Here is a 14346-nt window from a genome sequence, read left to right on the forward strand (position 1 = left end):
AGCACACCACGTACGGCAGGAGAACTATGAAGCCCGCACCGTTCCGGTACCACCGGGCCCCCGACGTCGAAGGAGCCACCCGGCTGCTGGCCGAACTCGGTGACGACGCCAAGGCCATCGCCGGCGGACAGAGCCTGGTCGCGATGATGAACTTCCGACTGGCCCGCCCCCGGCACCTGGTCGACATCGGCGGTATCCGGGAGCTCGACCGGCTCCACCGGGACGCCGGGGGCGGTCTGCGCATCGGGGCGCTCACCACCCACCACACGGTGGAGACCGCTCCCGCGGAGGTGCTCGGGGCGGGCTTCGAGGTCCTGCGGGACGCCATGGGCTGGATCGGGCATCTGCCCATCCGCACCCGCGGCACGGTCGGCGGGAGCATCGCGCACGCCGACGCCACCGCCGAGTGGTGCCTGCTCGCGGTGGCCCTCGACGCCGAGTTCGTGGCGTGCGGCCCGCGCGGCGAGCGCACCATCCCGGCCGCGGACTTCTTCCTCGGCTATTACACGACCGCCCTCGACCCGGACGAGCTGCTCGTCGAGATCGTCTTCCCCCGGCCCGCCCCGCATGCGGCCCTCACCGAATTCGCCGAGCGGCGCGGTGACTTCGCCCTGGTGGCGGCCGCCGTGGACCTCGACGTCGAGGAGGGGACCGTACGCGGCGGCCGGGTGGCGCTCGGCGGGGTGGCGGCCATGGCGGTACGGGTGCCCGAGGCGGAGGCCGTGCTGACCGGCGGCGGCTCCTTCGAGGACTGCGCGGCCGCCGCCGCACGGGCCGTCGATCCCCCCGCCGACGCGTCCGGCAGCACGCACTACCGCCGGGGGCTGGTCCGGACGCTGGTCCGGCGGGCTTGTGAGGAGGCGATGGCGCGATGACGGAACGGAAGCTGGTGGGCAGGTCGGTGGCCCGCCGCGAGGACCCGCGGCTGCTGTCCGGGCGCGGCCGGTTCGTCGACGACATCGCGCTGCCCGGCATGCTGCACGCCCAGTTCGTGCGCAGTACGGTCGCCCACGGCGAGATCGCCTCGATCGACCTCTCGGCGGTGCGCCGGGTCCCCGGTGTCGTGGCCGCGTTCACGGCGGACGACCTGGCACTGGGCGATATCACCGCCCAACTGGGTCGTCCCGTCTCGGAGTTCGTCCCGACCTCGATGCCGGTCCTGGCCCGCGACAAGGTCCGCTTCGTCGGGGAGCCCGTCGCGATCGTGGTGGCCCGGGACGCCTACGCCGTCGAGGACGGTCTGGAGGCGGCGCGGGTCACCTACCGCACGCTGCCACCGGTCCTGTCCGAGGAGGCGGCCCTCGCGCCGGACGCTCCGCTCGTCCACGCCGAGGCCGTCCGCAACACCCTCGTCGATGTCTCGCTGTTCGCCACGGACGGCATCGACGGCATCTTCGACTCCGCGCCCTGCGTCGTCCACGTCGACACCAGGACCGGCCGGCAGAACGCGCTGCCGCTGGAGACCCGCGGCGTCGTGGCGCACTGGGACGACCGCGAGGAGCAGCTCGTCCTGCAGACCTGCACCCAGGTCCCGCACCAGGTGCGGACGGTGGCCTCGCGCAGTCTGCGCCTGGACGAGCGCGCGGTGCGGGTCGTGGTGCCCGACATGGGCGGCGGCTTCGGCCAGAAGTGCGTCGTCGGCCGGGAGGAGATCGCGGCCGGCGCGGCCGCGCTGCGGCTGCGCCGGCCGGTGAAGTGGATCGAGGACCGCAAGGACGCGCTGTCCGCGTCGTTCCTCGCCCGTGAACAGCACTACCGGGTGCGGGCCGCCTTCGACCCGGACGGCAGGATCCTGGCGCTCGACGCGGACGTGGTGTGCGACATGGGCGCCTACTCCTGCTACCCGTTCACGGCGGGGATCGAGCCGCTGATGGCCTCCGCAGAGATGCCCGGCGTCTACCGGGTGCCCGCCTACCGGGTGCGCGGCCGGGCGGTGACGACCAACAAGGCGCCCACCGCGCCGTACCGGGGCGTGAGCCGGCCGCAATATGTGATGGTCGTCGAGCGGCTCTTCGAGCGGGCCGCCCGCGAACTGGAGCTGGACCCGGTCGAGATCCGCCGCCGCAACGTCATCACCGACTTCCCCTACACGGGCGTCAACGCCATCACCTACGACCCCGGTTCCTATCTGGAGTCCCTGAACCTCTGCGAGCGGCTCGTCAGGGACGAGGGCTGGTACGAGCGGCAGGCCGCGGCGGCCGCCGAGGGGCGGCACCTGGGCATCGGCTACGCGTGCTTCAGCGAGCGCACCGGCTACGGCTCGGCGACCTTCGCCCAGCGCAAGATGCAGGTCGTGCCGGGCTTCGACATCTCCGAGGTGCGGATGGACACCAGCGGCGCGGTGACCGTCACCACCGGCACCATGAGCCACGGGCAGAGCCACGAGACCACCATGGCGCAGATCGTCGCCGATGAACTCGGCCTGGACATGGCCAAGGTGCGGCTCCACCAGGGCGACACCGACCGGGTCGCCTACGGCTGGGGCACCTTCGCCAGCCGCTCCATCACCGTCGGCGGCAGCGCGGTGCGGCTGGCCGCGGCGAAGCTCGGCGACAAGCTGCGCGCCGTCGCCGCGGCCCGCTGGGGCGTCGACCCGGACGAGGTGGAACTGGCCGGCGGCCGCGTCCGCCGCCGCGGCGACCACTCCGCCGTGATGACCTACGAAGAGATCGCCGACACCGCCTACCTCCAGGCACAGCTGCTGCCCAAGGACATCGAACCGGGTCTGTCGGCCACCGCCACCTTCGACGTCTTCAACGACGGCACCTTCTCCAACGCCACCCACGGCGTCGTCGTCGAACTGCACGAGGGCACCGGGCGGGTGGAGATCCTCCGGTACGTCTGCGTGGAGGACTGCGGGGTCGCCATCAACCCGCAGGTGGTGGAGGGGCAGTGCCGCGGCGGTATCGCACAGGGCATCGCGGGCGCGCTGTTCGAGCAGGTCACCTACGACGCCCAGGGCGAGCCGTCGGCGACGAGCTTCATGGACTACAAGGTGCCCACCGCCCACGAGATCCCCGATGTCCTGATCCACCATCTGGAGACGCCCTGCGCGTTCACCGAGACCGGCGCGAAGGGCGCCGGCGAGGGCGGCACCATCGGGGCACCCGCCGCCGTCCTCAACGCCGTCAACGACGCCCTGCGCCCCACGGGCGTCGAGCTCGACCACACGCCGGTCACCCCGGAGACCGTGTACCGCGCCCTGCACCAGGAGGCCAGCCGATGACCGATGACGCAGTCGTGACACAGCGGGAGTTGCAGCTGCTGACCCTCGACGTCAACGGCGAGCAGCACGAGGTGATCACCGAGCCGCGCCGCACCCTCGTCGACGTGCTCCGCCACGAGCTGCGGCTGACCGGTACCCACGTCGGCTGCGAGCACGGCATCTGCGGCGCCTGCACCGTGCTCGTCGACGACCGGCCGGTACGCGCCTGCCTGATGTTCGCGGCGCAGGCCGAGGGCGCCCGGATCCGTACCGTCGAGTCCCTCTCGGACGGGGACGGGCTCAGCGATCTGCAGCGGGCGTTCAGCGAGCACCACGGGCTGCAGTGCGGGTTCTGCACGCCCGGCTTCCTGATGCTCGCCGAGGGGTTCCTCGCCGAGCGGCCGGAGGCGACCAAGGAGGAGATCCGGGAGGTCGTCGCCGCCAATCTGTGCCGGTGCACCGGCTACCAGACCATCGTCGAAGCGATCGACGGGTGCGCGCGGGCCCGGCGCCGGGCGTGCGCGGGTCTTTGTGACAGCAAGGAGAAGTGACGTATGCAGCTGACCCACGAGGTGCCGGTGCAGGCCCCGCCGGACGAGGTCTTCGCCCTGATGAACGATGTCGAGCGGGTCGCCTCGTGCATGCCGGGCGCGGCGCTCGACGGGCAGGACGGCGACGTCTGGCAGGGCCGGGTGAAGATCAGGGTGGGTCCGGTCAGCGCCGCGTACGCGGGTACGGTCCGGTTCCTGGACGTGGACGCCCGGCAGCGGCGGCTGCGGGTGCACGCCCGCGGGGCCGACGCGCACGGCAGCGGGGACGCGGAGGCCGAGGTCGCGCTGGAGGTGGTGGAGGCGCCCGGGGGCGCGATGCTCCAGCTCTGCACGGACCTGGTGATCCGCGGCAAGATCGCCCAGTTCGGCAAGGGCGCGATCGCCACCGTGTCGGACCGGATCCTGCAGCAGTTCGCCCGGAATCTGGGGAGTCTGCTGGACCAGGACCGGGCCGGCGTGGCGGTTCCCCGGGGCGCGGCCGCCGCCTCCGCCGCACCCGCCGCGCCCCGGCCCGGCCCCGAGCGGAGCACCGAACTCGACGGCCTGGCGGCGCTGCTCGGCCCGTCCGCCGCCAAGTACGGCCTGGTCGCCGGGGCGTTCGCCTTCGGGCTCTTCGAGGGCTGGCTGCTCGGCCGGCTCGGTGCCCAGGCCCGGGAGCTGCGCGCCCTGCGGAGGACGTCATGAGCGCCGCGCGGTACGGGCCACAGACCGAGCACACCTATGCCCGGGCGGGCTTCGGCGGCTCCGTGCGCCGCGGTGACCGGCCCGCGATCGTCGTGGTCGACCTCACCCGCGGTTTCACCGAGGACGGCTTTGCGTCCGGCGCGGATCTGACCGATGTCGTCGGCGCGACCGGCGAGTTGATCGAGGCGGGGCGCGGGGCCGGCGTGCCCGTCGTGTTCACCGCGATCACCTACACACCGGCGGAGGCGGCGGGCGAGGCCCTCCCCTGGCTGCACAAGGCGCAGGGCATGCGGGCGCTGCGCGAGGGCAGCGCGGAGGTCGTTCTCGATCCCCGGCTTCCGCGCCGGTCCGCGGACCACCTGATCGTGAAGAAGGGCGCCTCGGCCTTCTTCGGGACCCCGCTGACCGCCCTGCTGACCGGCCTCGGTTGCGACACGGTGCTGGTGTGCGGGGCGACGACCAGCGGCTGTGTGCGGGCGACAGCCGTGGACGCGGTGCAGTCCGGGTTCTCGGTGCTGGTGCCGCGCGAGTGCGTCGGCGACCGGGCGGCCGGCCCGCACGAGGCGAATCTCTTCGACATCCAGGCCAAGTACGGCGATGTGATCGGCCTCGCGGACGCCGTCGGCTATCTCGCCGGACTACCGGCCTCGGCCCGCTGACCCTGTCCCCCCTCCCCCATCCGCCACTGGAGGTTCCCGTGCCGCCGAACCCACCCGTCCGCTGCCTGCCGCAGTCCGCGCTCGCCGACCTGGCCGACGTGCCCGCCACGAGCCGTTGGGTGCGCTCGGGCGGCACCCGTCTGCACGTGCTGGACTACGGCGGCCCCGGCGTCCCGCTCGTGGTCCTGCCCGGCATCACCAGTCCCGCGATCACCATGGACTTCGTCGTCCGTGAACTGACCGATCTGGTCCGTCCGTTGGTCCTCGACGTCCGCGGCCGCGGACTGTCCGACGACGGCGGCCGCTACGACCTCGACGCGTACGCCGAGGACACCGAAGCCGTCGTCACCGGGCTCGGCCTGGACCGCCCGGTGCTCTTCGGGCACTCCATGGGCGCGCGGATCGCGGCCGTGACGGCGGTGCGGGGCAAGGTCGCGCTGCGGGGCACGGTGCTGGGCGACCCGCCGATGAGCGGGCCGGGGCGCGGGTCCTACCCGACCGCGCTGACGGCGTTCCTGGACCAGTTGGCGCAGGCCGTACGCGGTACGGACGCGGACGAGGTGGCCGGGTCGTGGCCGCGCTGGCCGCGGCCGGAGCAGGAACTGCGGGCCCGCTGGCTGGCCAGCTGCGGGCGGGAGGCCGTCATGGCCACCCATCGCGGTTTCGAGCGCGAGGACTTCTTCCGGTGGTGGCCGGATGTGCCGGGTCCCACGGTGCTGCTGTACGGCGCCGAGAGCCCCGTCGTCACCGCCGAGGGCGCGCGGGAGGCGGCCGGGCTGCACCCGTCCGCCGCGCTCGTCGCCGTTCCGGACGCCGGGCACATGCTGTTCTGGGACAACCCGCCGGCCGCGCTCGCGGCGCTGCGCGCGGCACTGGGCCCGATGCTGGCCTGACGCCCGTCCGCGGCCCGGTTGCCGGACGGTCCCGTTCCGGCTGCCGAACCGACGCGGAGCCATGCTTAAGTGAGCCCATGGCTGACGAAACCGCACCCTCGACCTCCACCCCGCCCCGGCCTCCGGCCGCCCTGACGACCGCGCCCGGCTACCAGGTCCGGCGCCTCTACCAGGCGTATCTCGCGGTCTGGATCCGCGCGGTGGACCCGACGCTCACCGGGCCGCAGTTCGCGGTACTGCAGACCGTGGACGCGGCGCCGGGGCACGATCAGCGGTCGATGGCGTCGGCGGTGGCCCTGGACACCTCGACGATGGCGGACGTCGCCCGGCGGCTGGAGACCCGCGGCCTGATCGTCCGCAAGACGGCCGCCGACGACGGCCGCCGCAAGCTGCTCTACCTGACCGAGGAGGGCAGAGCGACCCTCGACCAGGCCAACAGCCGTGCGCGGCAGCTCGACCAGCGGCTCCTGGAGCCGTTCGGCGCCGAGCGCCGCGAGGAGATCGTGCAGCTGCTCACCTCGCTCGCCGACCACTGGGAGCAGCTCCCCGAGGACCTGTAGCCGCGCGCCGCGGCATGCCACGGGTCCCGGCCCCGCTCGTCAACGACCGTAGCCACACCGGAACCCGGAGGATGCCGTGCCCCGCCCCGACCACCACATCGGCCTGATCGTGCCCAGCTCGAACCTCACCATGGAGACGGAGCTGCCGCGCATGCTGCATGCGCGGGAGTCCGTCCTGCCCGAGGACCGCTTCGTCTTCCACAGCAGCCGGATGCGGATGCGGCACGTCACGCCCGAGCAGCTGCGCGCCATGAACGCGCAGACCGGGCGGGCCGCGCGGGAACTCGCCGACGCACGGCCCGACGTGGTCGCCACGGCCTGCCTCGTGGCGATCATGGCGCAGGGCCCGGGCCACCACTGCACCGCGGAGGACGAGATCACCACCGTGCTGCGCGACCAGGGTGCCCCGGCCCCCGTCGTCTCCAGCGCCGGGGCGCTGCTCGACGGCATCACGGCCCTGGGGGCGCGGCGGGTCGCGGTCATCACGCCGTATATGAAGCCGCTGACCCGCCTGGTCGCGGAGTACATCGAGGACGCGGGCACCGAGGTGGTGGACGCGCTGAGCCTGGAGGTGCCGGACAACCTGGCGGTGGCCCGCCTCGACCCCGACGACCTGCGCACCCACTGGCGGCGCCTGGACCTCGCCCGGGCCGACGCGCTGGTCCTCTCCGCCTGCGTCCAGATGCCGTCGCTCGCGTCGATCCAGCCGGTGGAGGACGCGGCGGGGCTGCCGGTGCTCTCGGCGGCCACCGCCACGGCGTACCGCATCCTGGCCGCACTGGATCTGCCGACGCTCGTGCCCGGCGCGGGGAGTCTGCTGAGCGGCCGGGTCCCCCGGCCCGCCGGCGCCGCTGGGCCGCTGCCGTCGGGCGGCCCGGCTACTGAGGACGGCGGGCCGTGACCAGCAGGGCGGTGCTGCTCAGCCGTACCGCGCCGTCGCCCTCGTGGGGGCGCAGGATGTCGATCAGCCTCTGGCGTGCGCGCTGCTGCGCCTCCGGTCCGACCTGGCCGGCCAGGTGGCGTCCGGGGCCGGATTCCAGCAGCAGGGCGGCCGCGTCGGCGGCGTCCCGCCCCCACGTCCCGTCGGCCTCGATCTCGGTCACCTCGATGTCCTGGAATCCGGCGGCCGACACCACCTCGCGCACCAGGTCCGGGTCCGCCAGGGAGAACATGCCCGGACCTCCCGGCACGCCGAAGTCCTCCATGGGCAGGATGTCGCGCAGGGCGACGAAGGCCCGCAGCCACTCGTTGGCCTCGACGCGCGTCGCGCAGACGAAGGCCATGCGGCCACCGGAGCGCAGGGCCCGTCCGATGTTGGCGAAGGCGGCGACGGGGTCGGCGAAGAACATCACTCCGAAGCGGCTGATCATGACGTCGAACGCGCCGGGCTCGAAGGGGTGGGCCTGCGCGTCCCCCTGCTCGAAGGCCACATTGCCCAGGTCTTCGCGCTCCGCGCTCCGGCGTGCCCGCTCCAGCATCGGGGCGGAGAGATCCAGGCCCAGGGCCCGGCCGCGAGCGGCCCGGCGTGCGGCGAGCCGGGTCGTACTCCCCGCTCCGCAGCCGATGTCCAGCACGCGGTCGCGCTCGGTGAGGGCGGCGGCGGTGAGCAGGGGCGCGTCGAAGCCGCCGTTCACGGCGTCCCAGCGGTCCTGGTTGCGGGCCCAGTGGCTGCCCTCGTAGCCGTTCCATGCCTGCGCCTGATCGGTGTTGACGAGGTGTTGCATCCCTGACCTCCTGCCGGCTCCGACGTGTGTCGCGAACCTAGAATGGGCGCTCGCCCAAACAGTATGGGCGAGCGCCCATACTCACAATCCCCTTTGCGTGTCGGGGGGTTCGCCGCGAGCACGTAACAGGAGAGGCCCCATGTCACCACGCGGGATAGCGATCCCCGACCCGCGCGAGCGGCTGTTCGCCGCCGCGGAGCGCGTCCTGTCCCGCGAAGGCCCGGCCGCCCTCACCAGCCGTGCGATCACCACCGAGGCGGGCTGCGCCAAGGGGCTGCTGCACGCGCACTTCGACGGCCTGGACGAGTTCGTCGCCGAACTGGCACTGGACCGGCTCGCGCGCACGGCGCGGCAGGCCGCGGAGCTTCCCGGGCGAGCCGGTCGGGCAACGGTGGCCGGCAACCTCGTCACCGTCGCGCTCGCCCTGCTCAACTCCCTGGAACCCGCGGTCATCGGCCTGGCCATGACGCGCTCCGGCGCCGCCCTCCGGATCCGCCGGGCGCTGGAGGCCGGTGCGCCCGGATTCGCGGCGATGCAGGACGCGATCACCGAGTACCTGGACGCCGAACGGCGGCTGGGGCGCCTCGCGGACGGCACCGACACCGCGACCGTCGCACTCGCTCTCGTCGGAACCCTGCACCATCTGCTGATGACCAGGTGGGCCGGCGCCCCGCACCCCCGCGAACCCGCGGAGCGGCTGATCGCCCTGCTCATCGCCCCTGGCTCGGGCGGCGCGGAGGGTGCTCGGGCCACGCCGCCCGGGTGAGCCGGCGCCCACCTACGGCCTGAAGGGCGGCTTCAGCTCCGGGTGGTGCTCCCGGACGCTCTCGATGAGCTGCGCGGTGACCTTGAACGAGGGGTGCAGATGGAGCCCCTCGGCGTCCGCGCGCGGAATGCGGAAGATCTCCTCGGCCTGGTAGTGCAGGTCCAGCATGGTGGGAACGGCGTCCTTCATCGACTCCGGCGCCCCGTTGACCGCCTTGTGGAGCTGCAGCAGCAGCTTCGTGTAGGTGAGGTCGAAGGCGTCCAGGCGGACGGCGGCCCCCATGCTCAGCTTCTTCCGGTCGACGTCCTTCCGAGGAGTCCGGTCCTCCCGCCGTGTTTCGCACTGGAGTCGGTGCCCGTACGGCATCAGCCCCGGGTAACTGGGCAGGTACCGCGCATCGTCGAGGACGGGATGTCCGCCGAGCGCGTTGATCAGATTCGCGGCCAGCGTCATATGCAGCATCTCTTCGACCACGACCGAGCGCATCGCGAGGAACGCCTCCCGATTCGTGCCCGGCTTGAGGGTGTACATCCCGGTCAGATAGAGCGGGACGGTGGTGAGTTCCAGCTTCAGCGCGGCCTGCAGAAACTTCAGCAGCTGAGCCTTGCCGGGCGTCTTGAGCGTGAGTTCCCTGCGGTCGTCATCCCAGGCGTCGGTCATCGTCCGGCCTTCTCGAAGAGTGTCACGGAACGGGTGTGGTGGAGGTCCATCAGATCGGCGGCGCAGCGTCGCCATTCTGCGGGTATGCCAGCGGCATGTCCGGGAAGTCCTGCGACCTCAGCGTGTGTCATATGACGTGGCCATATGGATGAATCGCACGGACGTACGGGGGATCTGCCGTTCCCCGCCGTGGCCGGCGGCTCCCGACCGGGAATGCGGAAAGCGCGGCGTTGCCGCTCTTCCGCCGACCCGAACGAAAGGAACATCGATGGACGTCAACTTCGACAAGGAAACCGGGATCGGCCCCACCGATCCACAGGGAAAACTCACCCCCGAGGAGAAGGCCCTCCTCGGTGATATTCAGGGAAACATCCTGAAGAGCCACGGCCGGGACCACAGCCGGCACCTGTTCATCACCTTCGACACGGCAAAGGCGAAGGAAGCCAGGGCCTGGCTCGCCCAATTGAGCAAGACCAAGGTGACCTCCGCACTGAAGCAGTGGGACGATTCACGCGTCCGCGCCGAAATCTTCGAGAAATCGAAGAAGGAGGACGACCCCGAGGCATATCTCAGTGTTGAACTGACCAAGAAGCCCAGCAGCATCTTCGTCAATGTCATGCTGTCGGCCAAGGGGTACGACGCCCTCGGCCTGAGCGGCAAGAAGCCGACGGACAGCATCTTCGGCGGCGGCGCCGCCGGCGCGGTGGGCAGGCTCGCCGATCCCCCCAAGAAGGAGTGGGAGACCCCGTTCAAGGAGGACCTGCACGCCCTCGTCATCATCGCGGACGACGACCCCGGCAAGGCCGCCGCGGAGGCCAAGGCCATCGCCGACTCGCTCAAGGGCGGCAAGGTGGTGCACACCGAGATCGGCCGGGCCCTGCGGCGCGGGAAGAACGGCCCCGTCCACGAGCACTTCGGGTTTGTCGACGGCGTGAGCGACCCGCTGTTCTTCGCCAAGGACATCCCCAAGAGCAGTAAGCAGTGGAACCCCGGGGCGCCGCTCAAGCTCGCCCTGGCGAAGGACCCCGGCGGCCATGCGAAGACCGGCTTCGGAACATTCCTGGTGTACCGCAAGCTCGAACAGAACGTCGACCAGTTCAACCAGGACCGGCACGAGTTGGCCAAGGCTCTGGCGAAGCAGGACAACCGGACCGAGCCCAACCACGCCGACCGCGAACTGGCCGGCGCCTACCTGGTGGGACGCTTCCCCGACGGTTTCCCGGTCGCGGAGAAGGCGACGCCCGACGGCGCCGACAAGGACATTCCCAACAATTTCAACTTCAGCACCGACACCGACGGGCTCAAGTGCCCGTTCCAGGCGCACATCCGCAAGACGAACCCGCGCGGCGACACCACCAGGCTGGGCGGGACGCTCAAAGAGGAGCGGACCCACCGGATTTCCCGCCGAGCCATCAGCTATGAGAACAAGGGCAAGGTCGGCCTGCTCTTCCTGTGCGTCCAGAGCAATATCGAGCACCAGTTTGAGTTCATGCAGTCGGCCTGGGTCAACGCCCCCGGATTCGTCCAGCCGGAACCGCCCACCGGCCTGGACCCCGTGGTCGGCCAGGGCAAGGTGGTCAAACAGCAGTGGCCCGCGAAGTACGGCTCCGACAAGAAGGTCCCGCTGAGCCTGAAGCAGTCCGTGCACATGAAGGGAGGCGAATACTTCTTCATGCCCAGCATGGGCTTCCTCAAGGGCGTCGAGAAGACCGGCTGACCCCCGCGAAGGCCGGCTCACCCTTCTCAAGACCCAGCTGACACGCGCGGTCCGCAGCCGCCCGGGGCCGGATAGCCGACGACCGGTCCCGGGCGCCACCTCGGACGACGTGCGCGCCCCCGCGTCAGCCGGCCGCCCGCCCGGCTTCCTCGGCGTGCCGGGCACGCGCCCGCGCCAGGGCGGCGTCGAAGTCGCGCTGGGTGGCGTCGCACCAGTGCAGCAGATCGGTCAGGACGTACTGCAAGGTCTCGCTGGGGCTGCGGCGCCAGCCCTCGCCCGAGAGCGTGTACGTCTGCAGCGCCTCATTGGCACGCCGCACCGCCGCCTCATGCACATCCCGCGTCGCCGCCATGTCCACCTCTCCCGTCGAAGCGATCCGTTGTCCGTCGCGTGAGGGCGCGCGGTGCGCCGCCCCTCACGAGCAAAAACCATAGTGCACTGCACTTTTGCAGTAGACTTCAATTTCAATATTGTTATCCGGGACGGGCCAAGGTCGGCCCCATGACGGCGGAGGGGCGGGACGACATGACCACGGCGTCGGATGCGCTGCGCAGGGTGACAGCCGTCCGGTACGTGACCCCGCTGCGGAGCGGAGGCTCGGTCCCCGGTGTCGTCGAGGCCGACGACCTGGGTACGTACGTCGTCAAGTTCACCGGCTCGGCGCAGGGGCGCAAGGCGCTTGTCGCCGAGGTCGTCGTCGGCGAGCTGGCCCGCCGACTCGGGCTGCGCGTACCGGAGTTGGTGCTGGTCGACTTCGACCCCGCGGTGGCCGCCGAGGAACCGCACCAGGAAGTCCAGGACCTGCTGCACTCCAGCGCGGGCCTCAACCTCGGCATGGACCACCTCCCCGGAGCCGCCGACTTCGCACCGGGCGCGCTGAACGTCGATCCGATGGAGTGCGCCAGGGTCGTCTGGCTGGACGCGTTCACCGCCAATGTGGACCGCACGGTGCACAGCACGAACCTCATGGCCTGGCCGACCTCCGGTCACCGCCAACCCCGCCTGTGGCTGATAGACCACGGCGCCGCACTGGTCTTCCATCACCGGTGGCAGACCGCGGCGGACGCGGTCGGCAGGGCCTACGACTTCCGGTACCACGCGCTCGGGTGCCACCACCGCGACCTGCTGGCGGCGGACGCCGAACTCGCGGACCGGGTGACCCCCGAGCTGCTGCGCGAGGTCGTCGCCGCCGTCCCGGACGTCTGGCTGCTCGACGAGCCGGGGTTCGGCGCGCCGGACGAGGTCCGCGACGCCTACGTCACCCACCTCGCCGCCCGCGCGCGGGTCTCGGCCCGGTGGCTTCCCCGGGACCTGCCCGACCGCGCACCGCTCCCGGCGCGCTGACGCCTCCCGGCGCACCGTACCCGGCAACGGTGCGGCACAGTGCGATGCAGTGCGCCGGAGCAGGACGATTAGGGTTGCGGCATGAGCGAAGGGCTGCGGGAACGCAAGAAGCGGCAGACGCGGCAGCGCATCTCCGACGTGGCGATCGGCCTGTTCGTCGAGCGGGGCTTCGACCACGTCACCATCGCCGAGGTCGCGGCGGCGGCGGACGTCTCGGTCAACACCCTCTACAACTACTACGAGGCCAAGGAAGACCTGGTCCTGCCGCCGGACCAGGCATCACCGCAGCGGCTCGCCGACATCGTCCGCGATCGGCGGCCGGGCGAGTCCGCCGCACGGGCGGTACTCGACCACCTCCGGGACGAGCTGCGGCGCCGTGACCGCAAGGTGGGCCTGACCGCGGGCTTCGGCCGGGTCTTCAGCATGATGCGGGCCGCTCCCACCCTCACCGCCCGCCTGGAGGACCTCGGCCGGCAGATGACCGAGGCGCTCGCCCACCTCCTCGCCGAGGAGACCGCGGCCGCCCCCGACGACCAGACCCCGCGCCTGGTGGCCAGCCAGATCGGCTGGTTCCACGCACTGCTCTACAGCGAGATCGGCCGGCGCATCGAGGCCGGTGAGAAACCCGACGAGATCGCCGGGGCCGCGCTGGAACTCCTCGACCTCGTCGAGGAGATGCTGGGCGCACCCGCCCTCGGCTACGCCGTACGCAAGGACGCCGCCACGGGCAAGGGGAGCAGGGGCAGGGACGCGGACTGACTCGGCGCGGTGGCCAAGGGCTGTCCGATGGTTCAGGGTCGGCCCGGCCAGGACCCCTCGGACAGGCCCTGAGCGCCCCCGACAGCATGCGGCGAGGATCCGGACGCGAAGGCCAGAATGTGCGGAACCGCTTCGCGCAGGCTCTCGAAGTGGCGATGCACGCCCTCCACCGCGGCAGCGCCGTTCACGCCCCACACCGTCATACCGGCGCGCAGCCCGGATTGCACTCCGGACGGGGCGTCCTCGATGACCAGGCAGTCTCCCGGCTCGGCCCCCAGTCGCGCAGCGGCCCGCAGATACGGAACGGGAGAGGGCTTGCCGTCCTCAACAGCGGCGGCGTCCACGACCAGGCCCGGCTCCGGCAGGCCCGTCCGCAGGAAGCGGCCGCGTACCCGATGCTCGTAGTTCGAGGTCACCAGCGCCCAGGACCCCGGCGGCAGACCGCGCAGCACCTCGGCCGCACCGTCGAAGGCGGCGTAGCGGCCGGACCGGACGTCCTCGTCCTCCAGTGCGTGCAGCGCGGCCAGGCACTCGTGCGGATCGTGGCGCGCAGCGACCTGCGCGAAGGTTTCGGTGGGCCTGGTCCGCAGGGCCACCGTGTACACCTCGTCCGGGTCGAGCCCATAGCGCTCCGCCCATGCTCGCCACACCCGGCGCTGGTTGTCCACGGCGTCGATCAACGTGCCGTCGACATCGAACAGGACGTACCTCGTGCGGCCGGACCGCACAGATTCGCTGGTCACCTGTCGATCATGCCAGGCGCCGGGCGACCGGTGCCGCGGCAAAACGGAGTTGACGTCCGGGGCGTACTCGGGTCTTCTGCT

At 71.9% G+C, this 14346-nt stretch carries 16 protein-coding genes; 12 read left to right on the forward strand and 4 right to left on the reverse strand.

The genetic code is table 11. The features are described 5' to 3' along the window. Positions 1 to 26: 26 nt before the first annotated feature. The 8 genes from ACZ4NB_RS00055 to ACZ4NB_RS00090 all read left to right on the forward strand — a co-directional run bounded on the left by ACZ4NB_RS00055 (position 27) and on the right by ACZ4NB_RS00090 (position 7453). Positions 27 to 875 (forward strand): FAD binding domain-containing protein, encoded by an 849-nt coding sequence (locus ACZ4NB_RS00055; protein WP_467657211.1) that lies wholly within the window; start codon positions 27 to 29, stop codon positions 873 to 875. Then, on the forward strand, positions 872 to 3226 hold the full coding sequence (locus ACZ4NB_RS00060; RefSeq protein ID WP_467657212.1) for a xanthine dehydrogenase family protein molybdopterin-binding subunit: 2355 nt from the start codon (positions 872 to 874) through the stop codon (positions 3224 to 3226). The genes ACZ4NB_RS00055 and ACZ4NB_RS00060 overlap by 4 nt, the downstream gene beginning before the upstream one ends. Further along, the gene (locus ACZ4NB_RS00065) at positions 3223 to 3756 is read left to right on the forward strand and encodes a (2Fe-2S)-binding protein (RefSeq protein WP_384425758.1); all 534 of its coding nucleotides are present in this window, start codon (positions 3223 to 3225) and stop codon (positions 3754 to 3756) included. Before ACZ4NB_RS00060 ends, ACZ4NB_RS00065 begins: the two co-directional genes overlap by 4 nt. A gap of 3 nt (positions 3757 to 3759) precedes the next feature. Next, a complete protein-coding gene (locus tag ACZ4NB_RS00070; RefSeq protein WP_467657214.1) occupies positions 3760 to 4440 on the forward strand; it encodes an SRPBCC family protein in 681 nt (226 codons plus the stop codon). After that, positions 4437 to 5099: an isochorismatase family protein gene (locus ACZ4NB_RS00075; protein WP_467657215.1), complete on the forward strand. Its 663-nt coding sequence runs from the start codon at positions 4437 to 4439 to the stop codon at positions 5097 to 5099. Before ACZ4NB_RS00070 ends, ACZ4NB_RS00075 begins: the two co-directional genes overlap by 4 nt. Positions 5100 to 5137: 38 nt before the next feature. Continuing rightward, entirely contained in the window at positions 5138 to 5992 is an 855-nt protein-coding gene (locus ACZ4NB_RS00080; RefSeq protein WP_467657217.1) for an alpha/beta fold hydrolase, read from the forward strand. 77 nt (positions 5993 to 6069) lie between these two features. After that, positions 6070 to 6552, forward strand: coding sequence for a MarR family winged helix-turn-helix transcriptional regulator (locus ACZ4NB_RS00085; protein ID WP_467657218.1), 483 nt, complete (start codon positions 6070 to 6072; stop codon positions 6550 to 6552). 76 nt (positions 6553 to 6628) lie between these two features. Then, positions 6629 to 7453, forward strand: coding sequence for a maleate cis-trans isomerase family protein (locus ACZ4NB_RS00090; protein WP_467657219.1), 825 nt, complete (start codon positions 6629 to 6631; stop codon positions 7451 to 7453). Here ACZ4NB_RS00090 and ACZ4NB_RS00095 read toward each other — a convergent pair. Next, positions 7431 to 8276, reverse strand: coding sequence for a class I SAM-dependent methyltransferase (locus ACZ4NB_RS00095; protein WP_467657220.1), 846 nt, complete (start codon positions 8274 to 8276; stop codon positions 7431 to 7433). The two genes, ACZ4NB_RS00090 and ACZ4NB_RS00095, sit on opposite strands and share 23 nt — an antisense overlap. Before the next feature lie 139 nt (positions 8277 to 8415). On the opposite strand from ACZ4NB_RS00095, the gene ACZ4NB_RS00100 reads away from it, so the two are divergent. Further along, a complete protein-coding gene (locus ACZ4NB_RS00100) occupies positions 8416 to 9042 on the forward strand; it encodes a TetR family transcriptional regulator (RefSeq protein WP_467657222.1) in 627 nt (208 codons plus the stop codon). A gap of 12 nt (positions 9043 to 9054) precedes the next feature. Here the strand turns inward: ACZ4NB_RS00100 and ACZ4NB_RS00105 are convergent, their stop codons facing one another. Then, positions 9055 to 9702 (reverse strand): ferritin-like domain-containing protein, encoded by a 648-nt coding sequence (locus ACZ4NB_RS00105; RefSeq protein ID WP_467657223.1) that lies wholly within the window; start codon positions 9700 to 9702, stop codon positions 9055 to 9057. Positions 9703 to 9970: 268 nt separating this feature from the next. Here ACZ4NB_RS00105 and ACZ4NB_RS00110 point away from each other — a divergent pair, with 268 nt between their 5' ends. Beyond that, entirely contained in the window at positions 9971 to 11419 is a 1449-nt protein-coding gene (locus ACZ4NB_RS00110) for a Dyp-type peroxidase (protein WP_467657224.1), read from the forward strand. 124 nt (positions 11420 to 11543) lie between these two features. Here ACZ4NB_RS00110 and ACZ4NB_RS00115 read toward each other — a convergent pair whose 3' ends face one another. Beyond that, a complete protein-coding gene (locus tag ACZ4NB_RS00115; protein WP_467657225.1) occupies positions 11544 to 11771 on the reverse strand; it encodes a hypothetical protein in 228 nt (75 codons plus the stop codon). A gap of 149 nt (positions 11772 to 11920) precedes the next feature. Between ACZ4NB_RS00115 and ACZ4NB_RS00120 the strand changes: the two genes are divergently transcribed. Together ACZ4NB_RS00120 and ACZ4NB_RS00125 are read left to right on the forward strand one after the other, a co-directional pair. Continuing rightward, positions 11921 to 12763: a HipA family kinase gene (locus ACZ4NB_RS00120; RefSeq protein ID WP_467657226.1), complete on the forward strand. Its 843-nt coding sequence runs from the start codon at positions 11921 to 11923 to the stop codon at positions 12761 to 12763. A gap of 81 nt (positions 12764 to 12844) precedes the next feature. Further along, entirely contained in the window at positions 12845 to 13522 is a 678-nt protein-coding gene (locus ACZ4NB_RS00125) for a TetR/AcrR family transcriptional regulator (RefSeq protein WP_467657228.1), read from the forward strand. Between the two features lie 32 nt (positions 13523 to 13554). Here the strand turns inward: ACZ4NB_RS00125 and ACZ4NB_RS00130 are convergent, their stop codons facing one another. Continuing rightward, complete coding sequence (locus ACZ4NB_RS00130; RefSeq protein WP_467657229.1) at positions 13555 to 14265, reverse strand: HAD family hydrolase; 711 nt, start codon at positions 14263 to 14265, stop codon at positions 13555 to 13557. Between the last annotated feature and the right edge of the window lie 81 nt (positions 14266 to 14346).

The organism is Streptomyces sp. NPDC026575 (genome assembly GCF_055567415.1).